The organism is Xanthomonas bonasiae (genome assembly GCF_017163705.1).
GTDB lineage: Bacteria > Pseudomonadota > Gammaproteobacteria > Xanthomonadales > Xanthomonadaceae > Xanthomonas_A > Xanthomonas_A bonasiae.
In genome coordinates this window covers 24,288-42,192 of the sequence record NZ_JAFIWB010000025.1, presented here as the reverse complement: position 1 = coordinate 42,192, position 17,905 = coordinate 24,288, and the positions used below count along the sequence as shown (strand labels likewise).

17 protein-coding genes are annotated in these 17,905 nt (G+C 69.1%); 12 read left to right on the top strand and 5 right to left on the bottom strand.

The annotated features are described in order from the left end of the window. Positions 1-30 precede the first annotated feature (30 nt). Positions 31-1,311, bottom strand: a complete 1,281-nt coding sequence (locus JR064_RS18060) for an SGNH/GDSL hydrolase family protein (protein WP_206230648.1) — start codon at positions 1,309-1,311, stop codon at positions 31-33. Continuing rightward, complete coding sequence (locus JR064_RS18055) at positions 1,308-2,537, bottom strand: MFS transporter (RefSeq protein ID WP_206230647.1); 1,230 nt, start codon at positions 2,535-2,537, stop codon at positions 1,308-1,310. Before JR064_RS18055 ends, JR064_RS18060 begins: the two co-directional genes overlap by 4 nt. 95 nt (positions 2,538-2,632) lie before the next feature. Here JR064_RS18055 and JR064_RS18050 point away from each other — a divergent pair, with 95 nt between their 5' ends. The 5 genes from JR064_RS18050 to JR064_RS18030 all read left to right on the top strand — a co-directional run bounded on the left by JR064_RS18050 (position 2,633) and on the right by JR064_RS18030 (position 6,596). Beyond that, positions 2,633-3,544: a LysR family transcriptional regulator gene (locus JR064_RS18050; RefSeq protein WP_206230646.1), complete on the top strand. Its 912-nt coding sequence runs from the start codon at positions 2,633-2,635 to the stop codon at positions 3,542-3,544. Positions 3,545-3,819: 275 nt separating this feature from the next. Further along, positions 3,820-4,914 carry an OmpA family protein gene (locus JR064_RS18045; RefSeq protein ID WP_145701647.1) on the top strand — a complete coding sequence of 365 codons (1,095 nt, stop codon included), beginning with the start codon at positions 3,820-3,822 and terminating at the stop codon, positions 4,912-4,914. Positions 4,915-4,925: 11 nt separating this feature from the next. Then, positions 4,926-5,147, top strand: a complete 222-nt coding sequence (locus JR064_RS18040; RefSeq protein WP_179570603.1) for a hypothetical protein — start codon at positions 4,926-4,928, stop codon at positions 5,145-5,147. Positions 5,148-5,206: 59 nt separating this feature from the next. Then, entirely contained in the window at positions 5,207-5,713 is a 507-nt protein-coding gene (locus JR064_RS18035) for a hypothetical protein (protein WP_179570604.1), read from the top strand. Positions 5,714-5,759: 46 nt separating this feature from the next. Then, positions 5,760-6,596, top strand: a complete 837-nt coding sequence (locus tag JR064_RS18030; RefSeq protein ID WP_425510313.1) for a pseudouridine synthase — start codon at positions 5,760-5,762, stop codon at positions 6,594-6,596. Here the strand turns inward: JR064_RS18030 and JR064_RS18025 are convergent. Next, positions 6,547-6,939, bottom strand: coding sequence for an HNH endonuclease (locus tag JR064_RS18025; protein ID WP_191825050.1), 393 nt, complete (start codon positions 6,937-6,939; stop codon positions 6,547-6,549). The genes JR064_RS18030 and JR064_RS18025 overlap by 50 nt on opposite strands. Before the next feature lie 2 nt (positions 6,940-6,941). Then, positions 6,942-8,144, bottom strand: a complete 1,203-nt coding sequence (gene kbl / locus JR064_RS18020) for a glycine C-acetyltransferase (protein ID WP_206230645.1) — start codon at positions 8,142-8,144, stop codon at positions 6,942-6,944. 198 nt (positions 8,145-8,342) lie between these two features. On the opposite strand from kbl, the gene JR064_RS18015 reads away from it, so the two are divergent. The 5 genes from JR064_RS18015 to JR064_RS17995 all read left to right on the top strand — a co-directional run bounded on the left by JR064_RS18015 (position 8,343) and on the right by JR064_RS17995 (position 13,342). Then, positions 8,343-9,365 carry a sulfate ABC transporter substrate-binding protein gene (locus JR064_RS18015; RefSeq protein ID WP_225209831.1) on the top strand — a complete coding sequence of 341 codons (1,023 nt, stop codon included), beginning with the start codon at positions 8,343-8,345 and terminating at the stop codon, positions 9,363-9,365. A 4-nt stretch (positions 9,366-9,369) separates the two neighbouring features. After that, entirely contained in the window at positions 9,370-10,230 is an 861-nt protein-coding gene (gene cysT / locus JR064_RS18010) for a sulfate ABC transporter permease subunit CysT (RefSeq protein ID WP_179570607.1), read from the top strand. Between the two features lies 1 nt (position 10,231). After that, entirely contained in the window at positions 10,232-11,194 is a 963-nt protein-coding gene (gene cysW / locus JR064_RS18005; protein WP_225209830.1) for a sulfate ABC transporter permease subunit CysW, read from the top strand. 7 nt (positions 11,195-11,201) lie between these two features. Next, positions 11,202-12,248, top strand: a complete 1,047-nt coding sequence (locus tag JR064_RS18000) for a sulfate/molybdate ABC transporter ATP-binding protein (RefSeq protein WP_179570608.1) — start codon at positions 11,202-11,204, stop codon at positions 12,246-12,248. Between the two features lie 440 nt (positions 12,249-12,688). Then, positions 12,689-13,342 carry a TorF family putative porin gene (locus JR064_RS17995; RefSeq protein ID WP_425510314.1) on the top strand — a complete coding sequence of 218 codons (654 nt, stop codon included), beginning with the start codon at positions 12,689-12,691 and terminating at the stop codon, positions 13,340-13,342. Positions 13,343-13,466: 124 nt separating this feature from the next. On the opposite strand, the gene tdh is transcribed toward JR064_RS17995, so the two are convergent. Continuing rightward, positions 13,467-14,498, bottom strand: coding sequence for an L-threonine 3-dehydrogenase (tdh, locus tag JR064_RS17990; protein ID WP_179570610.1), 1,032 nt, complete (start codon positions 14,496-14,498; stop codon positions 13,467-13,469). Between the two features lie 161 nt (positions 14,499-14,659). Between tdh and JR064_RS17985 the strand changes: the two genes are divergently transcribed. Together JR064_RS17985 and JR064_RS17980 are read left to right on the top strand one after the other, a co-directional pair. Next, positions 14,660-16,813 (top strand): S46 family peptidase, encoded by a 2,154-nt coding sequence (locus tag JR064_RS17985; RefSeq protein ID WP_206230643.1) that lies wholly within the window; start codon positions 14,660-14,662, stop codon positions 16,811-16,813. Positions 16,814-16,992: 179 nt separating this feature from the next. Then, entirely contained in the window at positions 16,993-17,637 is a 645-nt protein-coding gene (locus JR064_RS17980) for a histidine phosphatase family protein (RefSeq protein ID WP_191825047.1), read from the top strand. The last annotated feature ends 268 nt before the right edge of the window (positions 17,638-17,905 follow it).

Below are 17,905 nucleotides of genomic sequence, written 5' to 3'. Positions count from 1 at the left end.
CCTTTGCGGGGGAACGGAAGGGAGGTGCGATCAGCGTGGCGAGGCCGCGGCGGGATAGGCGTTGGCGTTGGCGTTGGCGCCGAGCACGCGCGCGGCGGCCTCGGCCATGGCGGCATAGCCGGCATCGCCGGGGTGCAGGTGGTCGCCGGAATCGAACGCGGGCAGCATGCGGGTGGGGTGCGCGGGGTCGCGGAGCAGGGCGTCGAAATCGATGATCGCATCGAAACCGTTGCCATCGCGTATCCACGCATTGACCTGCTGGCGCACGCGCTCCTTGTCCGCGCTGTAGTAGCCGCGGATCGGGGTGTCCGGCAACGCGCCCTCGAACGGGGTCAGCGTGGCGCCGATCACGCGCAGGCCGCGCGCCTGCGCACGCTGCAGCAGTTGCCGGTAGCCGGCGATCAACTCCTGCGCGGCGACCGGCGCATCGTCCGGCGCGAACGGCGTGGCATACCAGCTGATGTCGTTGATGCCGATCAGCAAGACCAGCGTGCGCACCCCGGGTTGCGCCAGCACGTCGCGGTCCAGCCGCGCCAGCGCATTGCTGCCCATGCGGTCGCGCAGCACGCGGCCGCCGGAGATGCCGGCGTTGAGCACCGCCACGCGCTGCGCCGCCAGCCGCGTGGCCAACTGGTCCGGCCAGCGCCGGTCGCTGCCCGGGGTGGATGCGGCGCCGTCGGTGATCGAATCGCCCAGCGCCACCACCGCGCCGGCGGCGTCGGCGCGGCGCACCTGGATGCCGCTGACGAACAGTCGCACCGGCAGCGCCGTGGCGTCGTCCAGCGCCGCATCCGCGGTGCGCTCGCCGGCGGCCAGCCAGGCGCTCTGCAGGCCTTCCCAGTGGAAGGTGGACGGCGCGGTCGGCTGCGGCAGGTACAGGCTGACGCTGAGCCGGGCCAGGTCCGGCACGTTCAGTGCGACCGGATCGCTGAGCACCGGTGCGCCGGGCGGGATGGTCACCGCGCGCTGTCCGCCGAAGCGCAGCTCGCGGTCCGAGCCGGGCACGATCGCCGCGCCGTCGCCGGCCAGCGCCAGGTGCGTGGCGCCGATCTGCAACGGCGCGCGGCCGTAGGCGTTGGACAGTTCCACCCGCACCGTCTCGCCGCCCAGGCTGACCCGCGCCACCTGGCGCACGGTCTGCCGCCACAGGTTGAACGGGGTCTGGGTCGGGAACGGGAAGTCGGCGGCCCACAGCGGCTGCGGACTCGCCTGCCAGGTCGCGACCCAGTCGCGCTCGGCGGCGCCGGCCGGTAACGCAACAGCGCCGAGCAAGGCCGTGGCCAGCGCGGCCTGGTGCAGGCGCCGGCTCATGCCGCACCGCCCGCGGCGCAGGCCGCCGCCGGCGCAGGTTCGGATGCGGGCGACAGCCGCAGCGCCAGCAGCGCCACCGCCAGGCCGGCCGCAGTGACCAGCGCCGCCGCCCAGGGCAAGTGCGCCAGGCTGCCGCCGTGGCCGATCACCAGTCCGCCGAGCCAGGCGCCCAGCGCATTGCCCAGGTTGAACGCGCCGATGTTCAGGCTCGACGCCAGATGCCGTCCGGCGTCGCCGGCCTTGCCCAGCACCCACAGCTGCAGCGGCGCCACCGTGGCGAACGCCGCCACCCCGAGCAGGCCGACCAACAGCACCATCGCCGGCGCCGAGCGCAGCGCGAATGCCAGCGCCGCCAGCACCAGCGCCAGCAGGCCCAGGGTCAGCGGCAAGGCCTGCCGCGGATGGCGGTCGGCCAGGCGCCCGCCGAGCACGTTGCCGACGATCATGCCCACCCCGAACACCAGCAGCAGCGGCGACACCGCGCCGTCGGCCAGGCCGGTGACCCGGGTCAGGATCGGCTGGATGTAGGTGTAGACGGTGAACACGCCGGCATAGCCGAGCACCGTCGTCGCCAACCCGAGCAGTACCGGCGCGCGACCGACTGCGTGCAGTTCGGCGCGCAGCGGCGGCGCGGGCGTGGCGTCGTCGCTGGCCGGGACCAGCGCGGCGATCACCACGGTGGCCAGCAGGCCGATCGCGGCCACCGCCCAGAACGTCGCGCGCCAGCCGAACTGCAGGCCCAGCCAGGCGCCGGCCGGCACCCCCAGCAGGGTGGCGACGGTGAGTCCGGTGAACATGGTGGCGATCGCCGAGGCCTTGCGCTGCGGCGCCACCAGGCCGGTGGCGACCACCGCGCCGACGCCGAAGAAGGTGCCGTGCGCCAGCGAGGTGACCACCCGCGCCGCCATCAGTGTGGCGTAGTCCGGCGCCAGCGCGCAGGCCAGGTTGCCGGCGGTGAACACCAGCATCAGCGCCACCAGCACGCGCTTGCGCGGCCAGCGCCGGCTGGCCACGGTCAGCAGCGGCGCGCCGACGAACACACCCAGCGCATAGCCGGAAATCAGCAGCCCGGCCGCGGGCACGCTGACCTGCAGGTCGGCCGCGACCTGCAGCAGCAGGCCCATGATCACGAACTCGGTGGTGCCGATGCCGAACGCGCCGGCGGTCAGCGCGAACAAGGCGAGCGGCAGCCGCGGCGTGGCGGCAGGCGAAGGGGAGGGGGGCATGGTGGTTCCGGAAGGCGGGAGGACCACAGCCTATGACCGCGCTTTATCAGCACAAACTGGCAATATGTTGAGTGACTTTCAACGGAATCGAGAGAATGGACCGGATCGGCGATATCGCGCTGTTCCTGCGCGTGCTCGACCTGGGGTCGATCAGCGCCGCCGCACGCAGCCTGGACCTGTCGGTGGCGGTCGCCAGCCAGCGGCTGAAGCGGCTCGAGCGCGATCTCGGCGTGCGCCTGCTGCACCGGACCACACGGCGCCTGCATCCCACGCCCGAAGGCCTGCAGCTGGCCGAACAGGGCCGTGCGCTGGTCGAGGACCTGGAGTCCTTGGCCGGCGGCCTGCGCGAAGCCGGCCGCAGCGCCGCCGGCACCTTGCGGGTGACCATGTCGGCCTCGTTCGGGCGCCAGTACGTGTCGCCGCTGCTGCCGCAGTTCATGGCCCTGTATCCGCACATCCGGCTGAGCGTGCACCTGAGCGACAACGTGGTGGATCTGGTCAGCGAGGGCTTCGACCTGGCGATCCGGATCGGCGCGCTGCGCGATTCCAGCCTGGTGGCGCGGCGCCTGGCCGGCAACCGCCGGGTGTTGTGCGCCGCTCCCGACTACCTGCGCCGCCGCGGCGAACCGGCCACCCCGGCGGACCTAGCCGCGCACGCCTGCCTGCTGCTGACCGGCGCCGAAGGCCGCCAGGACACCTGGCACCTGCACGGCGCCGAGGGCGAGGTGGCGGTCAAGGTCGGTGGGCCGCTGGAATCCAACTTCGGCGAAGTGCTGCGCGATGCGGTGCTGAATGGCCAGGGGATCGCCCTGCATTCGGTCTGGCATGTGGCGGAGGATCTGCGGCACGGGCGCCTGCGCCAGGTCCTGCCGCAGTACACGATCGCCGAGACCGGCATCTACGCGGTGATGCCGCAGCGCCGGCTGGTGCCGCCGCGGGTGCGCGCCTTCGTCGAGTTCATGCAGGTTCAGCTGGCCGATCCGCCGCCCTGGGAACGCCTGGAGTGAGACGGACGTGCAAGACCGGCGCACTGTCTACAAGCGCCGGCAGGGCCCCGAGCACCGCATTGCATCATTTCATGAAGCTGTATACGGTGTATCCACGAGCGCCGAGGGTCTGGCCGTGGGTTTCACATGTTACGTGCCTGTTAACGCGGTCTTCACCATGCCGAGCATAATGTGCGCGGCGATGGCGTGCGGAACGGCCGTCTGGATGTGACGAGACATCTGTACTGAACCATGCCCTATCGGTTTCTATATCCCCGAAACAAGGAGCTGTATTAATGAACAAGAAAATTCTCACCGCCGCATTGCTGGGCGGTCTGGCCGTCGCCCAGGCAGCGTCCGCACAGGAATTCGACGACCGCTGGTACCTGACCGGTTCGGCCGGTTTCAACTTCCAGGACAACGACCGTCTGACCAACGACGCCCCGTTCGTCACCCTGGGTCTGGGCAAGTTCGTCAGCCCGAACTGGTCGATCGACGGTGAACTGAACTATCAGAACCCGAACTTCGACGCCAACCAGGACCTGAACTGGAGCCAGTACGGCATCTCGTTCGACCTGCGTCGCCACTTCATCCAGGAAGGCCGTGGCTGGAACCCGTACCTGCTGTTCGGTCTGGGCTACCAGCGTTCGGAAGAAGAGTTCGACACCGGCGGCGCCGTGTCCCCGGGCCAGCGCAAGGACGGCAACTTTGCCGCCAAGGCCGGCGTCGGTCTGCAGACCACCTTCGACAAGCGCGTTGCCGTACGTGCCGAAGTGGCCTACCGCGCTGACTTCGACGACCAGAGCGTTGCCGCTCCGTCCGAGAACTGGTTCGGCGACGTGCTGGCTTCGGTCGGCGTCGTGATCCCGCTCGGCCCGCCGCCGTCGGCTCCGGTTGCCGCTCCGGCTCCGACCGCTGCCCCGAGCTGCGCGGACCTGGACGACGACGGTGACGGCGTCAACAACTGCGACGACAAGTGCCCGACCTCCCAGCCTGGCCAGACCATCGGTCCGGACGGTTGCCCGGTGCCGGTCTCGATCGACCTGAAGGGCGTCAACTTCGACTTCAACAAGTCGACCCTGCGTCCGGACGCGATCGCGATCCTGAGCGAAGCCACCGAGATCCTGAAGCGTTACCCCGACCTGAAGGTCGAGGTCGCCGGTCACACCGACTCGAAGGGTACCGACGCTTACAACCAGAAGCTGTCCGAGCGTCGTGCGACCACCGTGTATGACTACCTGACCAAGAACGGCGTGGACGCTTCGCGTCTGGTCGGTCCGATCGGCTACGGCGAGAGCCGCCCGATTGCGCCGAACACCAACCCGGATGGTTCGGACAACCCGGAAGGCCGTGCGAAGAACCGTCGTACCGAGCTGAACGTCCAGAACTAATCGGACGCTTCATGCTTCAAGCAAAGCCCGGCCTCGCGCCGGGCTTTGTTTTTGTGCGCCCGGAAACCATCGCGCGCTTCTGTAGGAGCGGCTTCAGCCGCGACATTTGCCTTGCCGGAGAGGACATGTCGCGGCTGAAGCCGCTCCTACAAAGGCGGCAAAAAGCTCTCTGCCAAGCTGAACTTTTTCAGCCTTCCCAATTATTTAGCGCATGCAGTGCCGGTATCGGTTGAAACTGCGCCTGGCCCTGCCTACACTCGCGGCGTCGTCTCGCCTGAATGGAAAAAAACCGATGCTGCGTATCGTTACGGCCGGCCTGCTTGGTCTTGCCTTGATTCCTGCCGCTCACGCCGCACCGGATTGTTCCGGCGACGTGCTGCCCAAGCCGCTGCCGCTGCCGGCCACGGTCGGTGCGCCGATCGCCTCGGAGCTGTACACGCGCAACCTGCAGCTGGGCATGCCCAGCGGCGTGCTGGCGCAGTCCTACAGCAGCGACCAGTCGCTGGACCGGGTGCTGCTGCGGCTGCGCGCCGAGGGCTGCCAGAGCCTGGCCAACGCGATGCCGGCCGGCGGTGCGGTGAAGCCGAACGATCCGGCCGCCTACAAGCCGACCACCGCGTTCGACAACACCCCGTGGCGCTTCGACATGAGCCAGAACGGCAAGCGCATGACCGCCGAAGAGTTCGACGCCTGGATGAAGGCGCGCGGCGTGCGCGTGGTCAAGGCGCGTCCGGCGCCAGCCGCAGTGCCCGCCGCTGCACCCGCGCCCGACGCGGCCGCGCCGGTCGACAAGCAGTAAGCGCGGCGCGCGGTCGCCGACCGCGCCTGCGTACGAAGCGCGCGCGGTGAAGCCTCCTTCGCGTTCCCGCCGCCCCGCGCCGCGCCCCGCGGTGCCGGCGGCCGGCGCCCCGCGGTCGCCGCGCGCGGCTGCGGCCGGCGAAGCCCGCCACGGCCTGGCGCGCACGCTGTCCAAGCTCGGCCTGTGCTCGCGCACCGAAGCCGCGCGCTGGATCGCCGCCGGCCGCGTCGCGGTCGACGGCCGCACCGTCACCGATCCCGAATTCCCGATCCTGCGCGGCCGCCACCGCCTGGCGCTCGATGGCCTTCCGCTGGCCGCCACGCAGCGCCTGTACCTGATGCTCAACAAGCCGCGCGGCCTGGTCACCACCGCGCAGGACGAGCGCGGCCGCGATACCGTCTACCGCTGTTTCGACGGTGCCGGATTGCCCTGGCTGGCGCCGGTCGGGCGCCTGGACAAGGCCAGCGAGGGCCTGTTGCTGTTCTGCAACGATCCGCAGTGGGCGGCGCGGGTCGCCGATCCGGCCAGCGGCCCGGACAAGACCTATCACGTGCAGGTCGATGCGCTGCCCGATGCGGCATTGCTGGCGCGCATGTGCGCCGGCGTGGTCGCCGACGGCGAGCCGCTGCGCGCCAAGCAGGTGCGGCTGCTGCGGCAAGGCGACAAGCACGCCTGGCTCGAAGTGGTACTGGACGAGGGCCGCAACCGGCAGATCCGGCGCCTGCTGGCCGAACTCGATCTGGGCGTGCTGCGTCTGGTGCGGGTGGCGATCGGCGGGCTGGCGCTGGGCGAACTGGGCAAGGGCGCCTGGCGCGAACTCAGTGCCGCCGAGGTCAGGGCGCTGGCGCCGGCAGCGGACGCCAGCGCGCCAGCCGTGCGCTGAGCAGGGCGGCGACCACCGCGTAGGCGCGCGCATCCTGCGGGCCGCGCGCATCGTGATGGCGGCCCTTGGTGTGGTTGCAGCTGGCGCAGGCCAGCGCCAGATTGCGCGCATCGTTCGGGTCGCCGCCGACCAGGGCGCATAGCGGCGCTGCCGCGCGGCGGCCGAACCAGGCCTGCGGCACCACGTGCTCCAACGTGCTGTGCCCGAGCGGTTCGCCGTCGGCGCGCAGGCGCAGGCGCCGGCGGCAATGCAGGCAGCGCGTCTCCCAGCCGTCCTCCAGCGCTTGCGCGTGTGCATCGGTCCGCGCCGCCAGCAACAGCCGTTGGCGCAGGACCGTGCGCATGCTCAGGCGGGGATGACGTTCAACTCGCGGCCGATGCGGACGAAGGCGTCGATCGCCCGGTCCAGCTGCGCGCGCGTGTGCGCAGCGCTGATCTGGGTGCGGATCCGCGCCTGCCCCTTGGGCACCACCGGGAAGAAGAAGCCGATCGCATAGATGCCTTCCTCCAGCAGCCGCTCGGCGAAGCGCTGCGCCAGCGGCGCGTCGTACAGCATCACCGGGCAGATCGGGTGGGTGCCGGGCTTGATGTCGAAGCCGGCCGCGGCCATGCGCTCGCGGAAGTGGCGGGTGTTCTCGACCAGTTGCGCGCGCAGGTCGGCGGCCGCGTCCAGCATCGCGAAGGCCTTGATCCCGGCGGCGACCACGTGCGGCGGCAGCGAATTGGAGAACAGGTAGGGGCGCGAGCGCTGGCGCAGCAGTTCGATCACCTCGCGCCGGCCGGTGGTGAAGCCGCCCAGCGCGCCGCCCATGGCCTTGCCCAGGGTGCCGGTGAAGATGTCGATCCGGTCCAGCACGCCCTTGACCTCGGCCGAGCCGCGGCCGGTCGCGCCGAGGAAGCCGGTGGCGTGGCACTCGTCGATATGCACCAGCGCGCCGTACTGCTTCGCCAGCGCGGTGATCTCGTCCAGCGGGGCGATGAAGCCGTCCATCGAGAACACGCCGTCGCTGGTGATCAGCTTGGTCTTGCAGCCGGCCGCGTCGGCGGCCTGCAGCTGCGCTTCCAGGTCGGCCATGTCGCAGTTGGCGTAGCGGAAGCGCTTGGCCTTGCACAGGCGCACGCCGTCGATGATCGAGGCATGGTTGAGCGCGTCGGAAATGATCGCATCGGCCTCGCCGAGCAGCGGCTCGAACAGGCCGCCGTTGGCGTCGAAGCAGGCGGCGTAGAGGATGGTGTCCTCGGTGCCGAAGAACTCGGCGATGCGCGCTTCCAGTTGCTTGTGCAGGTCCTGGGTGCCGCAGATGAAGCGCACCGAGGCCATGCCGAAGCCGTGGGTGTCCAGCGCGTCCTTGGCCGCGGCTATCAGCGCCGGGTGGTCGGCCAGGCCCAGGTAGTTGTTGGCGCAGAAGTTCAGCACGCGGCGGCCGTCGGCCAGCACGATCTCGGCCGACTGCGGGCCGACGATGATGCGTTCGGACTTGAACAGGCCCTGCGCGCGGATCGCGTCCAGTTCGTCGGCGTAGTGCTGGGTGAGGCGGGAATCGGTCATGACGGGCACGCGCAGGCGGGAGAGGTGGAGATTTTAACGCGGCGTGTGCGAAGGTCGGCGGGCGTCATGCAAAAATGGCATAAGCATCGACGGCGAAGTCATTTCACCGGACCAATGCGGCTGCGCAGCATGGCGCACTGGCCGTGGTCGCATGGCCGGACCGCCCGTGCCCCCTGACCCTCTTCCGGAGATCCGTCCATGCCCAGCCTCCTGCCGCGCCGATTCAGCCCGCTGCTCGCGCTCGCGCTGTGCGCGTTCGCCGGCACCGCCGCCGCGCGCGACGTGCAGCTGCTCAACGTGTCCTACGATCCCACGCGCGAGCTGTACCGCGACTACAACGCCGCCTTCGCCAAGCACTGGGAGCAGACCCACAGCGGCGACAAGGTGACGGTGGAAACCTCGCATGGCGGTTCCGGCAAGCAGGCGCGCTCGGTGATCGACGGGGTCGAGGCCGATGTGGTGACGCTGGCGCTGGCCTACGACGTGGACGCGATCGCCGACAAGGGCAAGCTGATCGATCCGGGCTGGGCCAAGCGCCTGCCCGACAACAGCGCGCCGTACACCTCCACCATTGTGTTCCTGGTGCGCAAGGGCAACCCGAAGAAGATCAAGGACTGGCCGGACCTGCTGCGCACCGGCGTGTCGGTGATCACCCCGAATCCGAAGACCTCCGGCGGCGCGCGCTGGAACTACCTGGCGGCCTGGGCCTACGCCGACCACATCTTCAAGGGCGACCGCGAGCGCATCCTCGGCTACATGCGCGCGCTGTTCCGCAACGTGCCGGTGCTGGACACCGGCGCGCGCGGCGCCACCACCACCTTCGTCCAGCGCGGCATCGGCGACGTGCTGCTGGCCTGGGAGAACGAGGCGTTCCTGGCGCAGGAGGAACTGGGCAAGGACAAGTTCGAGATCGTGGTGCCGAAGCTGTCGATCCTGGCCGAGCCGTCGGTGGCGGTGGTCGACAAGAACGTGGACAAGCACGGTACCCGCGACGTCGCCGAGGAATACCTGAAATATCTGTATTCGCCGGAAGGGCAGAAGATCGCGGCCAAGCACTACTACCGCCCGCGCCATCCCGAATACGCCGACCGCGCCGACATCGCGCGCCTGCCGAAGGTGCAGCTGGTGACCATCGACCAGGCGTTCGGCTCCTGGGCCAAGGCCCAGGCCGAGCACTTCAACGATGGCGGCCTGTTCGACCAGATCCAGGCGAGCAAGTGACGCGATGGGAGTGAATGCCGCCGCGGCCACGCGCGCTCCGTCGCGGCGCAGGGTGATTCCCGGGCTCGGCCTGAGCCTGGGCATCACCCTGACCTGGCTGGGACTGGTGGTGCTGATCCCGTTGCTGGGCGTGGTGCTCAAGACCAGCGGCCTGGGTTGGCACGGCGTGTGGCAGGTGTGGAGCGAACCGCGGGTGCTGTCGGCGCTGCGGGTCAGCTTCGGCACCGCCTTCGTCGCCGCCGCGTTCAATGCGGTGATGGGCACCTGGGTGGCCTGGGTGTTCGTGCGCTACCGCTTCCCCGGCAAGCGCCTGTTCGACGCGATGATCGACCTGCCGTTCGCGCTGCCGACCGCGGTGGCCGGCATCGCGCTGACCGCGCTGTATGGCGGCAACGGCTGGGTCGGCCGTTGGCTGGAACCGTTGGGGCTGAAGATCGCCTACACCCAGCTCGGCATCGTGGTGGCGCTGGTGTTCGTGGGGCTGCCGTTCGTGGTGCGGATCGTGCAGCCGGTGCTGGCCGAGGCCGAGCGCGACGTGGAAGAGGCCGCGGCCACGCTCGGCGCCGGCCGCTGGCAGACCATCCGCCGCGTGGTGCTGCCGGCGCTGTGGCCGGCGGTGCTGACCGGATTCGCGCTGGCCTTCGCGCGCGGCATCGGCGAGTACGGCTCGGTGATCTTCATCGCCGGCAACCTGCCCAACGCGACCGAGATCGCGCCGCTGCTGATCACCATCCGCCTGGAGGAATTCGACTACGCCGGCGCGACCGCGATCGCCGCGGCGATGCTGCTGCTGTCGTTGCTGATGCTGCTGGTGGTCAACGGCGTGCAGGCGCGCTTCGCGCGGCGCGGTCTGGCGGCGCATTGAGATGAACGATACCGTGTCCAGCTTGACCATCCCGTTCTCGGAGACTGCGTTGAGCGCATCGCCGCCTGCTGCCCGCCGTCGCGTCGCTTCGGTCACCACCGAGCCATGGTGGGTGCAGGTGCTGCTGATCCTCGGCGCGCTGGGCTTCCTGCTGTCGTTCCTGTTCCTGCCGCTGCTGCTGGTGTTCGTCGAGGCGCTGCGCGGCGGTATCGGCGTGTTCTGGCGGGCGATCTCCGATCCCGATGCGCTCGCGGCGATCCGCCTGACCCTGCTGGTGACCGCGATCGTGGTGCCGTTGAACCTGGTGTTCGGCGTGGCCGCGGCGTGGGCGGTGAGCAAGCACTCCTTCCCCGGCAAGCGCCTGCTGGTGAGCCTGATCGACCTGCCGTTCTCGGTGTCGCCGGTGGTCGCCGGCCTGGTCTTCATCCTGATCTTCGGCCGCAGCGGCTGGGCCTGGCCGCTGATCGACGAAGGCTGGCGGCTGCACCTGCCGGTGTTCGGCGAGGTGCTGCTGCAGCTGCCGCGGATCGTGTTCGCGCTGCCCGGCATCGTGCTGGCGACGACCTTCGTCACCTTCCCGTTCATCGCCCGCGAGCTGATGCCGCTGATGGAGCAGCAGGGCAGCGACGAGGAACTGGCGGCGTTGAGCCTGGGCGCCAACGGTTGGCAGATGTTCTGGCGGGTGACCATGCCCAACATCCGCTGGGGCCTGCTGTACGGCGTGCTGCTGTGCAGTGCGCGGGCGATGGGCGAGTTCGGCGCGGTGTCGGTGGTGTCCGGGCACATCCGCGGGCGCACCAACACGTTGCCGCTGCACGTGGAGATCCTCTACAACGAGTACGCCTACAGCGCCGCGTTCGCCTGCGCCAGCCTGCTGGCGCTGACCGCGCTGCTGACCCTGGCGCTGAAGTCCTACCTGGAATGGCGCCACGGCGAATCGCTGGCCGCCAATCACCGACACTGAGGTTGCGATGACCATCCGCGTACAGCACCTGGGCAAGCGTTTCGACGAGTTCGTCGCGCTCGACGACGTCAGCCTGGACATCCGCCAGGGCGAGTTGCTGGCATTGCTGGGGCCGTCCGGCTCGGGCAAGACCACCTTGCTGCGAGTGATCGCCGGGCTGGAGCATGCCGACGCCGGGCGCGTGCTGATCGACGGCGAGGACGCGACCGGTCTGCCGGTGCAGTCGCGCCGGGTCGGCTTCGTGTTCCAGCACTACGCGCTGTTCCGGCACATGACCGTGCGCGACAATATCGCCTTCGGCCTGCGCGTGCGCCGCGGCGCCGAGCGCCTGGCCGAATCGGCGATCCGCGCGCGGGTGACCGAGTTGCTCGCGCTGGTGCAACTGGACGGCCTGGAATCGCGCTATCCGACCCAACTGTCCGGCGGCCAGCGCCAGCGCGTGGCGCTGGCGCGCGCGCTGGCGATCGAGCCGCGCGTGCTGCTGCTGGACGAACCGTTCGGCGCGCTCGACGCGCAGGTGCGGCGCGACCTGCGGCGCTGGCTGCGCGAGCTGCACGACCGCACCGGGCTGACCACGGTGTTCGTCACCCACGACCAGGAAGAGGCGCTGGAACTGGCCGACCGCGTGGCGATCCTCAACCGCGGGCGCATCGAACAGCTCGGCAGCCCGGCCGACGTCTACGACCGCCCGGTGTCGCCGTTCGTGTACGGCTTCGTCGGCGCGGTCAACCGGCTGCCGGCACAGCTGCACGACGGCCAGCTGCAGGTCGCCGGCCTGGCGCTGCCGGCGCCGGATACGCCGCTGTCCAGCGGCCCGGTCGACCTGTACGTGCGCCCGGAAGATCTGGCGCCCAGCGACAGCGGCTGGGCGGCGACGGTGCTGTCCTCGCAGCGCAGCGGCTCGCGCCTGCGCCTGCGCGCGCAGCTGGCGCATGGCCAGGACGAAGTGGAAGTGGAGTTGCCGGCGGGCGAGGGCGCGACGCGCTATGCGCCCGGCCAGGTGCTGCAGCTGAGCGCACGCCGCTTCGGCCTGTTCGCGCAGCAGCGCGGCTAACGGATTCGGGATACGGCGCGCAACCGCGCTCGCGCGTTTCGCTCGTCGTCTTTGCACTCGACGGCATGTGCGCAAGCGACTTCTGTGGGAGCGACTTCAGTCGCGACGCGCGTTACCGGGGAGGCCCGTCGCGACTGAAGTCGCTCCCACGGTGTTCCCGGCCGGCAATCAGAACGAGAAGCGGGCCGGTCCGCTGGCGCGGCGCAGAACGCGGGCGCATGGCGTAGACAAGGTTTGACCCGAAGGACGCAGCCGCAAGGCCTGCGATGACTTGGTTTGTCTTGAAAGTGTTGCACTGCAAGAAAAAACCGGTTAAAAAAGTGTGAAGCCAGCATTGCAGTGCGCGCTGGAACCACCCCCCTCGTCAACCCGCAGGAGAATTACCGGTGAACAAGATCAAGCTTGGTGTCGCCCTGGCCGTGGCGCTGGCCGCCTCCCCGCTGAGTGCGTTGGCCCAGGACGAGGCTGCTGCCTCGCCGATTACCGGCTCCTATGGCGTGGTCAGCGACTACGTGTTCCGCGGCGTCTCGCAGACCAACGAAGGCCCTGCGTTCCAGGCCGGCCTCACCTACACCTCGCCGTTCGGCCTGTACGTCGGCACCTGGGGTTCCAACGTCGATTTCGGCGCCGGCGACCCTGATTGGGAAGTGGACGGCTTCATCGGCTACAACGTCGATTTCTCCGAGAACTGGAACTTCGACGTGATGGTCAACCGCTACGGTTATCCGGGCGCCGGCAAGTTGAACTACAACGAACTGATCACCAAGACCAAGTTCCTCAAGACCTACTCCTTGACCGTGGCGTATACCGACGACGTCTACAACCTAGACGAGGACAGCTTCTACTACGCGCTGGACGGGAACTGGAGCCTGCCGAACGACTTCAGCATCGGCGCGCACGTCGGCCGCACCACCTATGCCAGCGCGTTGTCGCAGTACCAGGACTACACCGACTACAGCGTCAGCGTCGGCAAGATGGTCGGTCCGCTGGCGTTGAGCGTGGGCTACTACGACACCGACGACAAGGGCAACCAGAACTTCACCGAGAAGCTGGCCGACCACCGCTTCGCGGTCTCGGGAACGATCGCGTTCTGATCCGCGCAACACCGTCGCGAACGAAGAAGGGCGCCTTGCGGCGCCCTTCTTCTTTGTGCGATCGCCAGGCCGACGACGCACGTCCTGGCGGCGCAGCGCGGCATCGCCGCCGCCGCGCCGGACCTTACCAGCTCAACACCACCTTGCCGGCCTTGCCTTCTTCCATCAGGTCGAAGCCCTTCTGGAACTCGTCGATGGTCAACTGGTGGGTCAGCACCTTGCCGAGCGGGAAACCGGACAGCACCAGTTGGGTCATCTTGTACCAGGTCTCGTACATCTTGCGGCCGTAGATGCCCTGCACGGTCAGGCCCTTGAAGATGATCTTGTCCCAGTCGCAGCCGGCGCCGCGCGGCATGATGCCGAGCATGGCGATCTTGCCGCCGTGGTACATGCAGTCGAGCATGTCGTTGAACGCGCGCGGATTGCCGCTCATCTCCAGGCCGACGTCGAAGCCTTCCATGTGCAGGTCGGCCATCACCTCCTTCAGCGAGGTGTTGGCGACGTTGACCACACGTGTGGCGCCCATGTCGGCGGCGAGCTTGAGGCGGAAATCGTTGACGTCGGTGACCACCACGTTGCGCGCGCCGATGTGCTTGCAGATGCCGGCGGCGATGATGCCGATCGGGCCGGCGCCGGTGATCAGCACGTCCTCGCCGATCACGTCGAACTCCAGCGCGCAGTGCGCGGCGTTGCCGTACGGATCGAAGAACGCGGCCAGTTCGGACGGGATCTGGTCCGGGATCGGCCACAGGTTGGAGGCCGGCATCACCATGTATTCGGCGAAGGCGCCGTTGACGTTGACGCCGATGCCGACCGTGTTCGGGCACAGGTGCGGGCGCCCGCCACGGCAGTTGCGGCAATGGCCGCAGACGATGTGGCCTTCGGCCGAGACGCGCTGGCCGACCTGGTAGCCGCTGACCGCCGAGCCGAGTTCGGCGATGCGGCCGACGAACTCGTGGCCGATGGTCAGGCCGGGCTTGATCGTGCGCTGGCTCCATTCGTCCCACAGATAGATGTGCAGATCGGTACCGCAGATCGCGGTCTTCTCCAGCTTGATCAGCACTTCGTTGGGGCCGGGCACCGGCACCGGCACCTGTTCCAGCCAGATGCCCTTGGCTGCGTCGCGCTTGACCAGCGCCTTCATTGTTTGCGCCATGGCGGTGCAAGACTCGGGTTGAGAGGGCGCGAAGTATAAGCCGCCCGCCGATCCGGCCATGTTGCGGCGCGTGCGGGGTGCCGTTGGTCATGCTCGTGGCGGCGGTTGCATTCGTTACAATCTAACGTCTATTTCATGCCTGTCGCGAAGGAATCCATTCGATGCGCTCGAATCTATTGGCTGTCGCCGTCGTCGCCACCCTGGCCTGTGCCCCGGCCGCCCGTGCCGGCGAAGGCATGTGGGTGCCGCAGCAATTGCCGGATATCGCCGGCCAACTGCAGCAGGCCGGGTTGAAGCTGTCGCCGCAGCAACTGGCTGACCTGACCGGCGATCCGATGGGCGCGGTGGTGTCGCTGGTCGGCTGCACCGCCAGCTTCGTGTCGCCGCAGGGCCTGGTGGTGACCAACCATCATTGCGCCTACGGCGCGATCCAGCTCAATTCCACGCCGCAGAAGAACCTGATCCGCGACGGTTTCAGCGCGGCCAGCAACGGTGCCGAGCTCAGCGCCGGGCCGAACGCGCGCATCTACGTGCTCGACCGCATCAGCGACGTCACCGAGCAGGCCAAGGCCGCGATGGCCGCCGCCGGCAGCGACGCGCTCAAGCGCACCCAGGCGCTGGAGGCGTTCGACAAGGCGCAGGTCGCGGCCTGCGAAGCCGAGGCCGGCTACCGCTGCGAGCTGTACAGCTTCGCCGGCGGCAATACCTACCGGCTGTTCCGCACCCTGGAGATCCGCGACGTGCGCCTGGCGTACGCGCCGCCGTCGGGCATCGGCAAGTTCGGCGGCGACGTCGACAACTGGATGTGGCCGCGCCACACCGGCGATTTCTCGTTCTACCGCGCCTATGTCGGCAAGGACGGCAAGCCCGCGGCCTATGCCAAGGACAACGTGCCGTACCAGCCCAGGCATTTCCTGAAGTTCGCCGACCAGCCGCTGGGCGCCGGCGATTTCGTGATGGTGGCCGGCTATCCGGGCCGCACCAACCGCTACGCGCTGGCCTCCGAATTCGACGCCACCGCCAACTGGGCCTATCCCACCGCCGGCCGCCAGTACCGCGACCTGATCGCGCTGGTCGAGCAGGCCGGCAAGCAGGACCCGGACATCCAGGTGAAGTACGCGGCGACGATGGCCAGCTGGAACAACGTTGCCAAGAACTACGAAGGGCAGCTGGAAGGCTTCAAGCGCATCGACGCGGCCGCGCAGAAGCAGGCCGAGGAACGCGCGGTGCTGGCCTGGCTCAAGCGCCAGGGCCGCGACGGCCGCGCCGCGCTGCAGGCGCATGCGCAGCTGCTGGCGCTGGACGAACAGGCCAAGGCCACCCGCGACCGCGACCTGATCCTGCGCCAGATGCGCCGCACCGGCGTGCTCGGCAGCGCGCTGTCGCTGTACCGCCTGTCGATCGAGCGGGCCAAGCCCGATGCCGAGCGCGAACCCGGCTACCAGGAACGCGACCTGCCGGAGATCGAGGGCGCGCAGAAGCAGATGGAACGCCGTTACGTCGCGTCGATGGACGGCCAACTGCAGCGCTACTGGTTCGACCAGTACCTGAAGCTGCCGAAGGCGCAGCGGTTGCCGGCGCTGGACCAGTGGCTGGCCGGCGCCGATGCGCAGGCCGCCGCCGCGCGGCTGGCCGGCACCAAGCTGGGCAGCACCGAGGAGCGCCTGAAGTGGTTGCGCGCCGACCGTGCCGCGTTCGAATCCAGCGACGACCCGGCGCTGCGCTATGCGGTGGCGCTGATGCCGGCGCTGCTGCAGATAGAGCACGAGGAGAAGCGCCGCGAAGGCGAGGAACTGCTGGCGCGTCCGCGTTACCTTCAGGCCTTGGCCGACTACAAGAAGAGCCAGGGCGAGTCGGTCTATCCCGATGCCAACTCCTCGCTGCGCATCACCTTCGGCAACGTCAAGGGATACACGCCCAAGGATGGCGTGGCCTACACCCCGTTCACCACGCTGGAAGGCGTGCTGGCCAAGGACACCGGCGCCGATCCGTTCGATTCGCCCAAGGCCCTGCTCGACGCGGCCAAGGCCAAGCGCTACGGCGGGCTGGAGGACAAGCGGCTGGGTTCGGTGCCGGTCGATTTCCTGTCCGATCTGGACATCACCGGCGGCAACTCCGGCTCGCCGGTGCTCGATGCGCAGGGCAAGTTGGTCGGGCTGGCGTTCGACGGCAACTGGGAGTCGGTGAGTTCCAACTGGGTGTTCGACCCGGCCATGACCCGGATGATCGCGGTGGATTCGCGCTACCTGCACTGGATCATGCAGGAAGTGGCGCCGGCGCCGCGGCTGCTGAAGGAACTGAACCTGGCGCAGTAACCGCGCCTGGCGTGGCGGCGGCCTGTGCCGCCATTGCGCGGCCTGCCGGGCGTTAAACGCCCGGCGTGGCGGCCGCGGAGCGGGATGCGTTTCGGGGGTTTCCGGCGGCGGAGCAGGTATCATGCCGCTCCGTTTTCGCTCGCGAGACGGCAACCTCTCCCCCAACGGAATTCCAGCGCATGCGCATCCTGCTCGCTCGTCACGGCGAAACCCCGTGGAACGCCGAAGGCCGCTACCAGGGCCAGATCGACATCGCGTTGTCGCCGGTCGGCGAGGCGCAGGCACAGGCGCTCGGCGCGCGCCTGCGCGACGTGCCGCTGACCCGCGCGGTGGCCTCGCCGCTGTCGCGCGCGCAGAGCACCGCCCGCTACGCGCTGGGCGCGCAGCGCGAGGCGATGCTGCTGACCGATCCGGACCTGCAGGAGATCGCGCACGGCGAATGGGAAGGCCTGCTCGCCAGCGAGATCAACGACAAGGATCCGGCACGCCTGCGCGCCTGGCGCGAGGAGCCGGACACGGTGCTGATGCCGGGCGGCGAATCGCTGCGCCAGGTGCTGGACCGTTCCTGGCGCGGCCTGACCCGCGCCGCCGAGGGTCTGGGCGAGTACGACACCTTGCTGGTGGTGGCGCACGATGCGGTCAACCGGGTGATCCTGTGCCGGGTGCTGGGCCTGCCGATCGCCAAGCTGTGGAGCTTCCGCCAGGCGCCGACCACGCTGAACCTGCTGGAAGGCCCGGACGTCGAGCACCTGGAAGTGGTGCGGCTAAACGATTGCGCGCATCACACGCCGTTCTTCGGCGAGGCCAAGCATCGGGCGCTGTAGGCGGCGAAATCCGCAAATTTGGAGTGGCGGCTCCGATTCCTGACCGAGTGCACGCTTTTGCTTTTGCTTCGCTTTTCGGGTCCCGTGAGACGCGGCACGTGGCATGGGCGAATACCCCGAAGGGGCGGCGCGCACGATGCGCGCCGTTTTTCGTAGGCACATGGATGTGCCTTCGAAAAATGCCCATGCCACGTGCGCACCCGGAGCGCGAAGCGCGGAGGGCGCGTCGCCCGGGTGTGCTTTCTTTTGGTTACTTTTCTTTGCACAA

Excerpts from the sequence above, each read along its gene's own strand:
- cysW (WP_225209830.1), top strand. The coding sequence starts at position 10,232 with ATGAACGATACCGTGTCCAGCTTGACCATCCCGTTCTCGGAGACTGCG.
- JR064_RS18055 (WP_206230647.1), bottom strand. The coding sequence starts at position 2,537 with ATGCCCCCCTCCCCTTCGCCTGCCGCCACGCCGCGGCTGCCGCTCGCC.
- JR064_RS18035 (WP_179570604.1), top strand. The coding sequence starts at position 5,207 with ATGCTGCGTATCGTTACGGCCGGCCTGCTTGGTCTTGCCTTGATTCCT.
- JR064_RS17980 (WP_191825047.1), top strand. The coding sequence starts at position 16,993 with ATGCGCATCCTGCTCGCTCGTCACGGCGAAACCCCGTGGAACGCCGAA.
- kbl (WP_206230645.1), bottom strand. The coding sequence starts at position 8,144 with ATGACCGATTCCCGCCTCACCCAGCACTACGCCGACGAACTGGACGCG.
- JR064_RS17985 (WP_206230643.1), top strand. The coding sequence starts at position 14,660 with ATGCGCTCGAATCTATTGGCTGTCGCCGTCGTCGCCACCCTGGCCTGT.
- JR064_RS18015 (WP_225209831.1), top strand. The coding sequence starts at position 8,343 with ATGCCCAGCCTCCTGCCGCGCCGATTCAGCCCGCTGCTCGCGCTCGCG.
- JR064_RS18060 (WP_206230648.1), bottom strand. The coding sequence starts at position 1,311 with ATGAGCCGGCGCCTGCACCAGGCCGCGCTGGCCACGGCCTTGCTCGGC.
- JR064_RS18045 (WP_145701647.1), top strand. The coding sequence starts at position 3,820 with ATGAACAAGAAAATTCTCACCGCCGCATTGCTGGGCGGTCTGGCCGTC.
- tdh (WP_179570610.1), bottom strand. The coding sequence starts at position 14,498 with ATGGCGCAAACAATGAAGGCGCTGGTCAAGCGCGACGCAGCCAAGGGC.
- JR064_RS18050 (WP_206230646.1), top strand. The coding sequence starts at position 2,633 with ATGGACCGGATCGGCGATATCGCGCTGTTCCTGCGCGTGCTCGACCTG.
- JR064_RS18000 (WP_179570608.1), top strand. The coding sequence starts at position 11,202 with ATGACCATCCGCGTACAGCACCTGGGCAAGCGTTTCGACGAGTTCGTC.
- cysT (WP_179570607.1), top strand. The coding sequence starts at position 9,370 with ATGGGAGTGAATGCCGCCGCGGCCACGCGCGCTCCGTCGCGGCGCAGG.
- JR064_RS18040 (WP_179570603.1), top strand. The coding sequence starts at position 4,926 with ATGCTTCAAGCAAAGCCCGGCCTCGCGCCGGGCTTTGTTTTTGTGCGC.
- JR064_RS18025 (WP_191825050.1), bottom strand. The coding sequence starts at position 6,939 with ATGCGCACGGTCCTGCGCCAACGGCTGTTGCTGGCGGCGCGGACCGAT.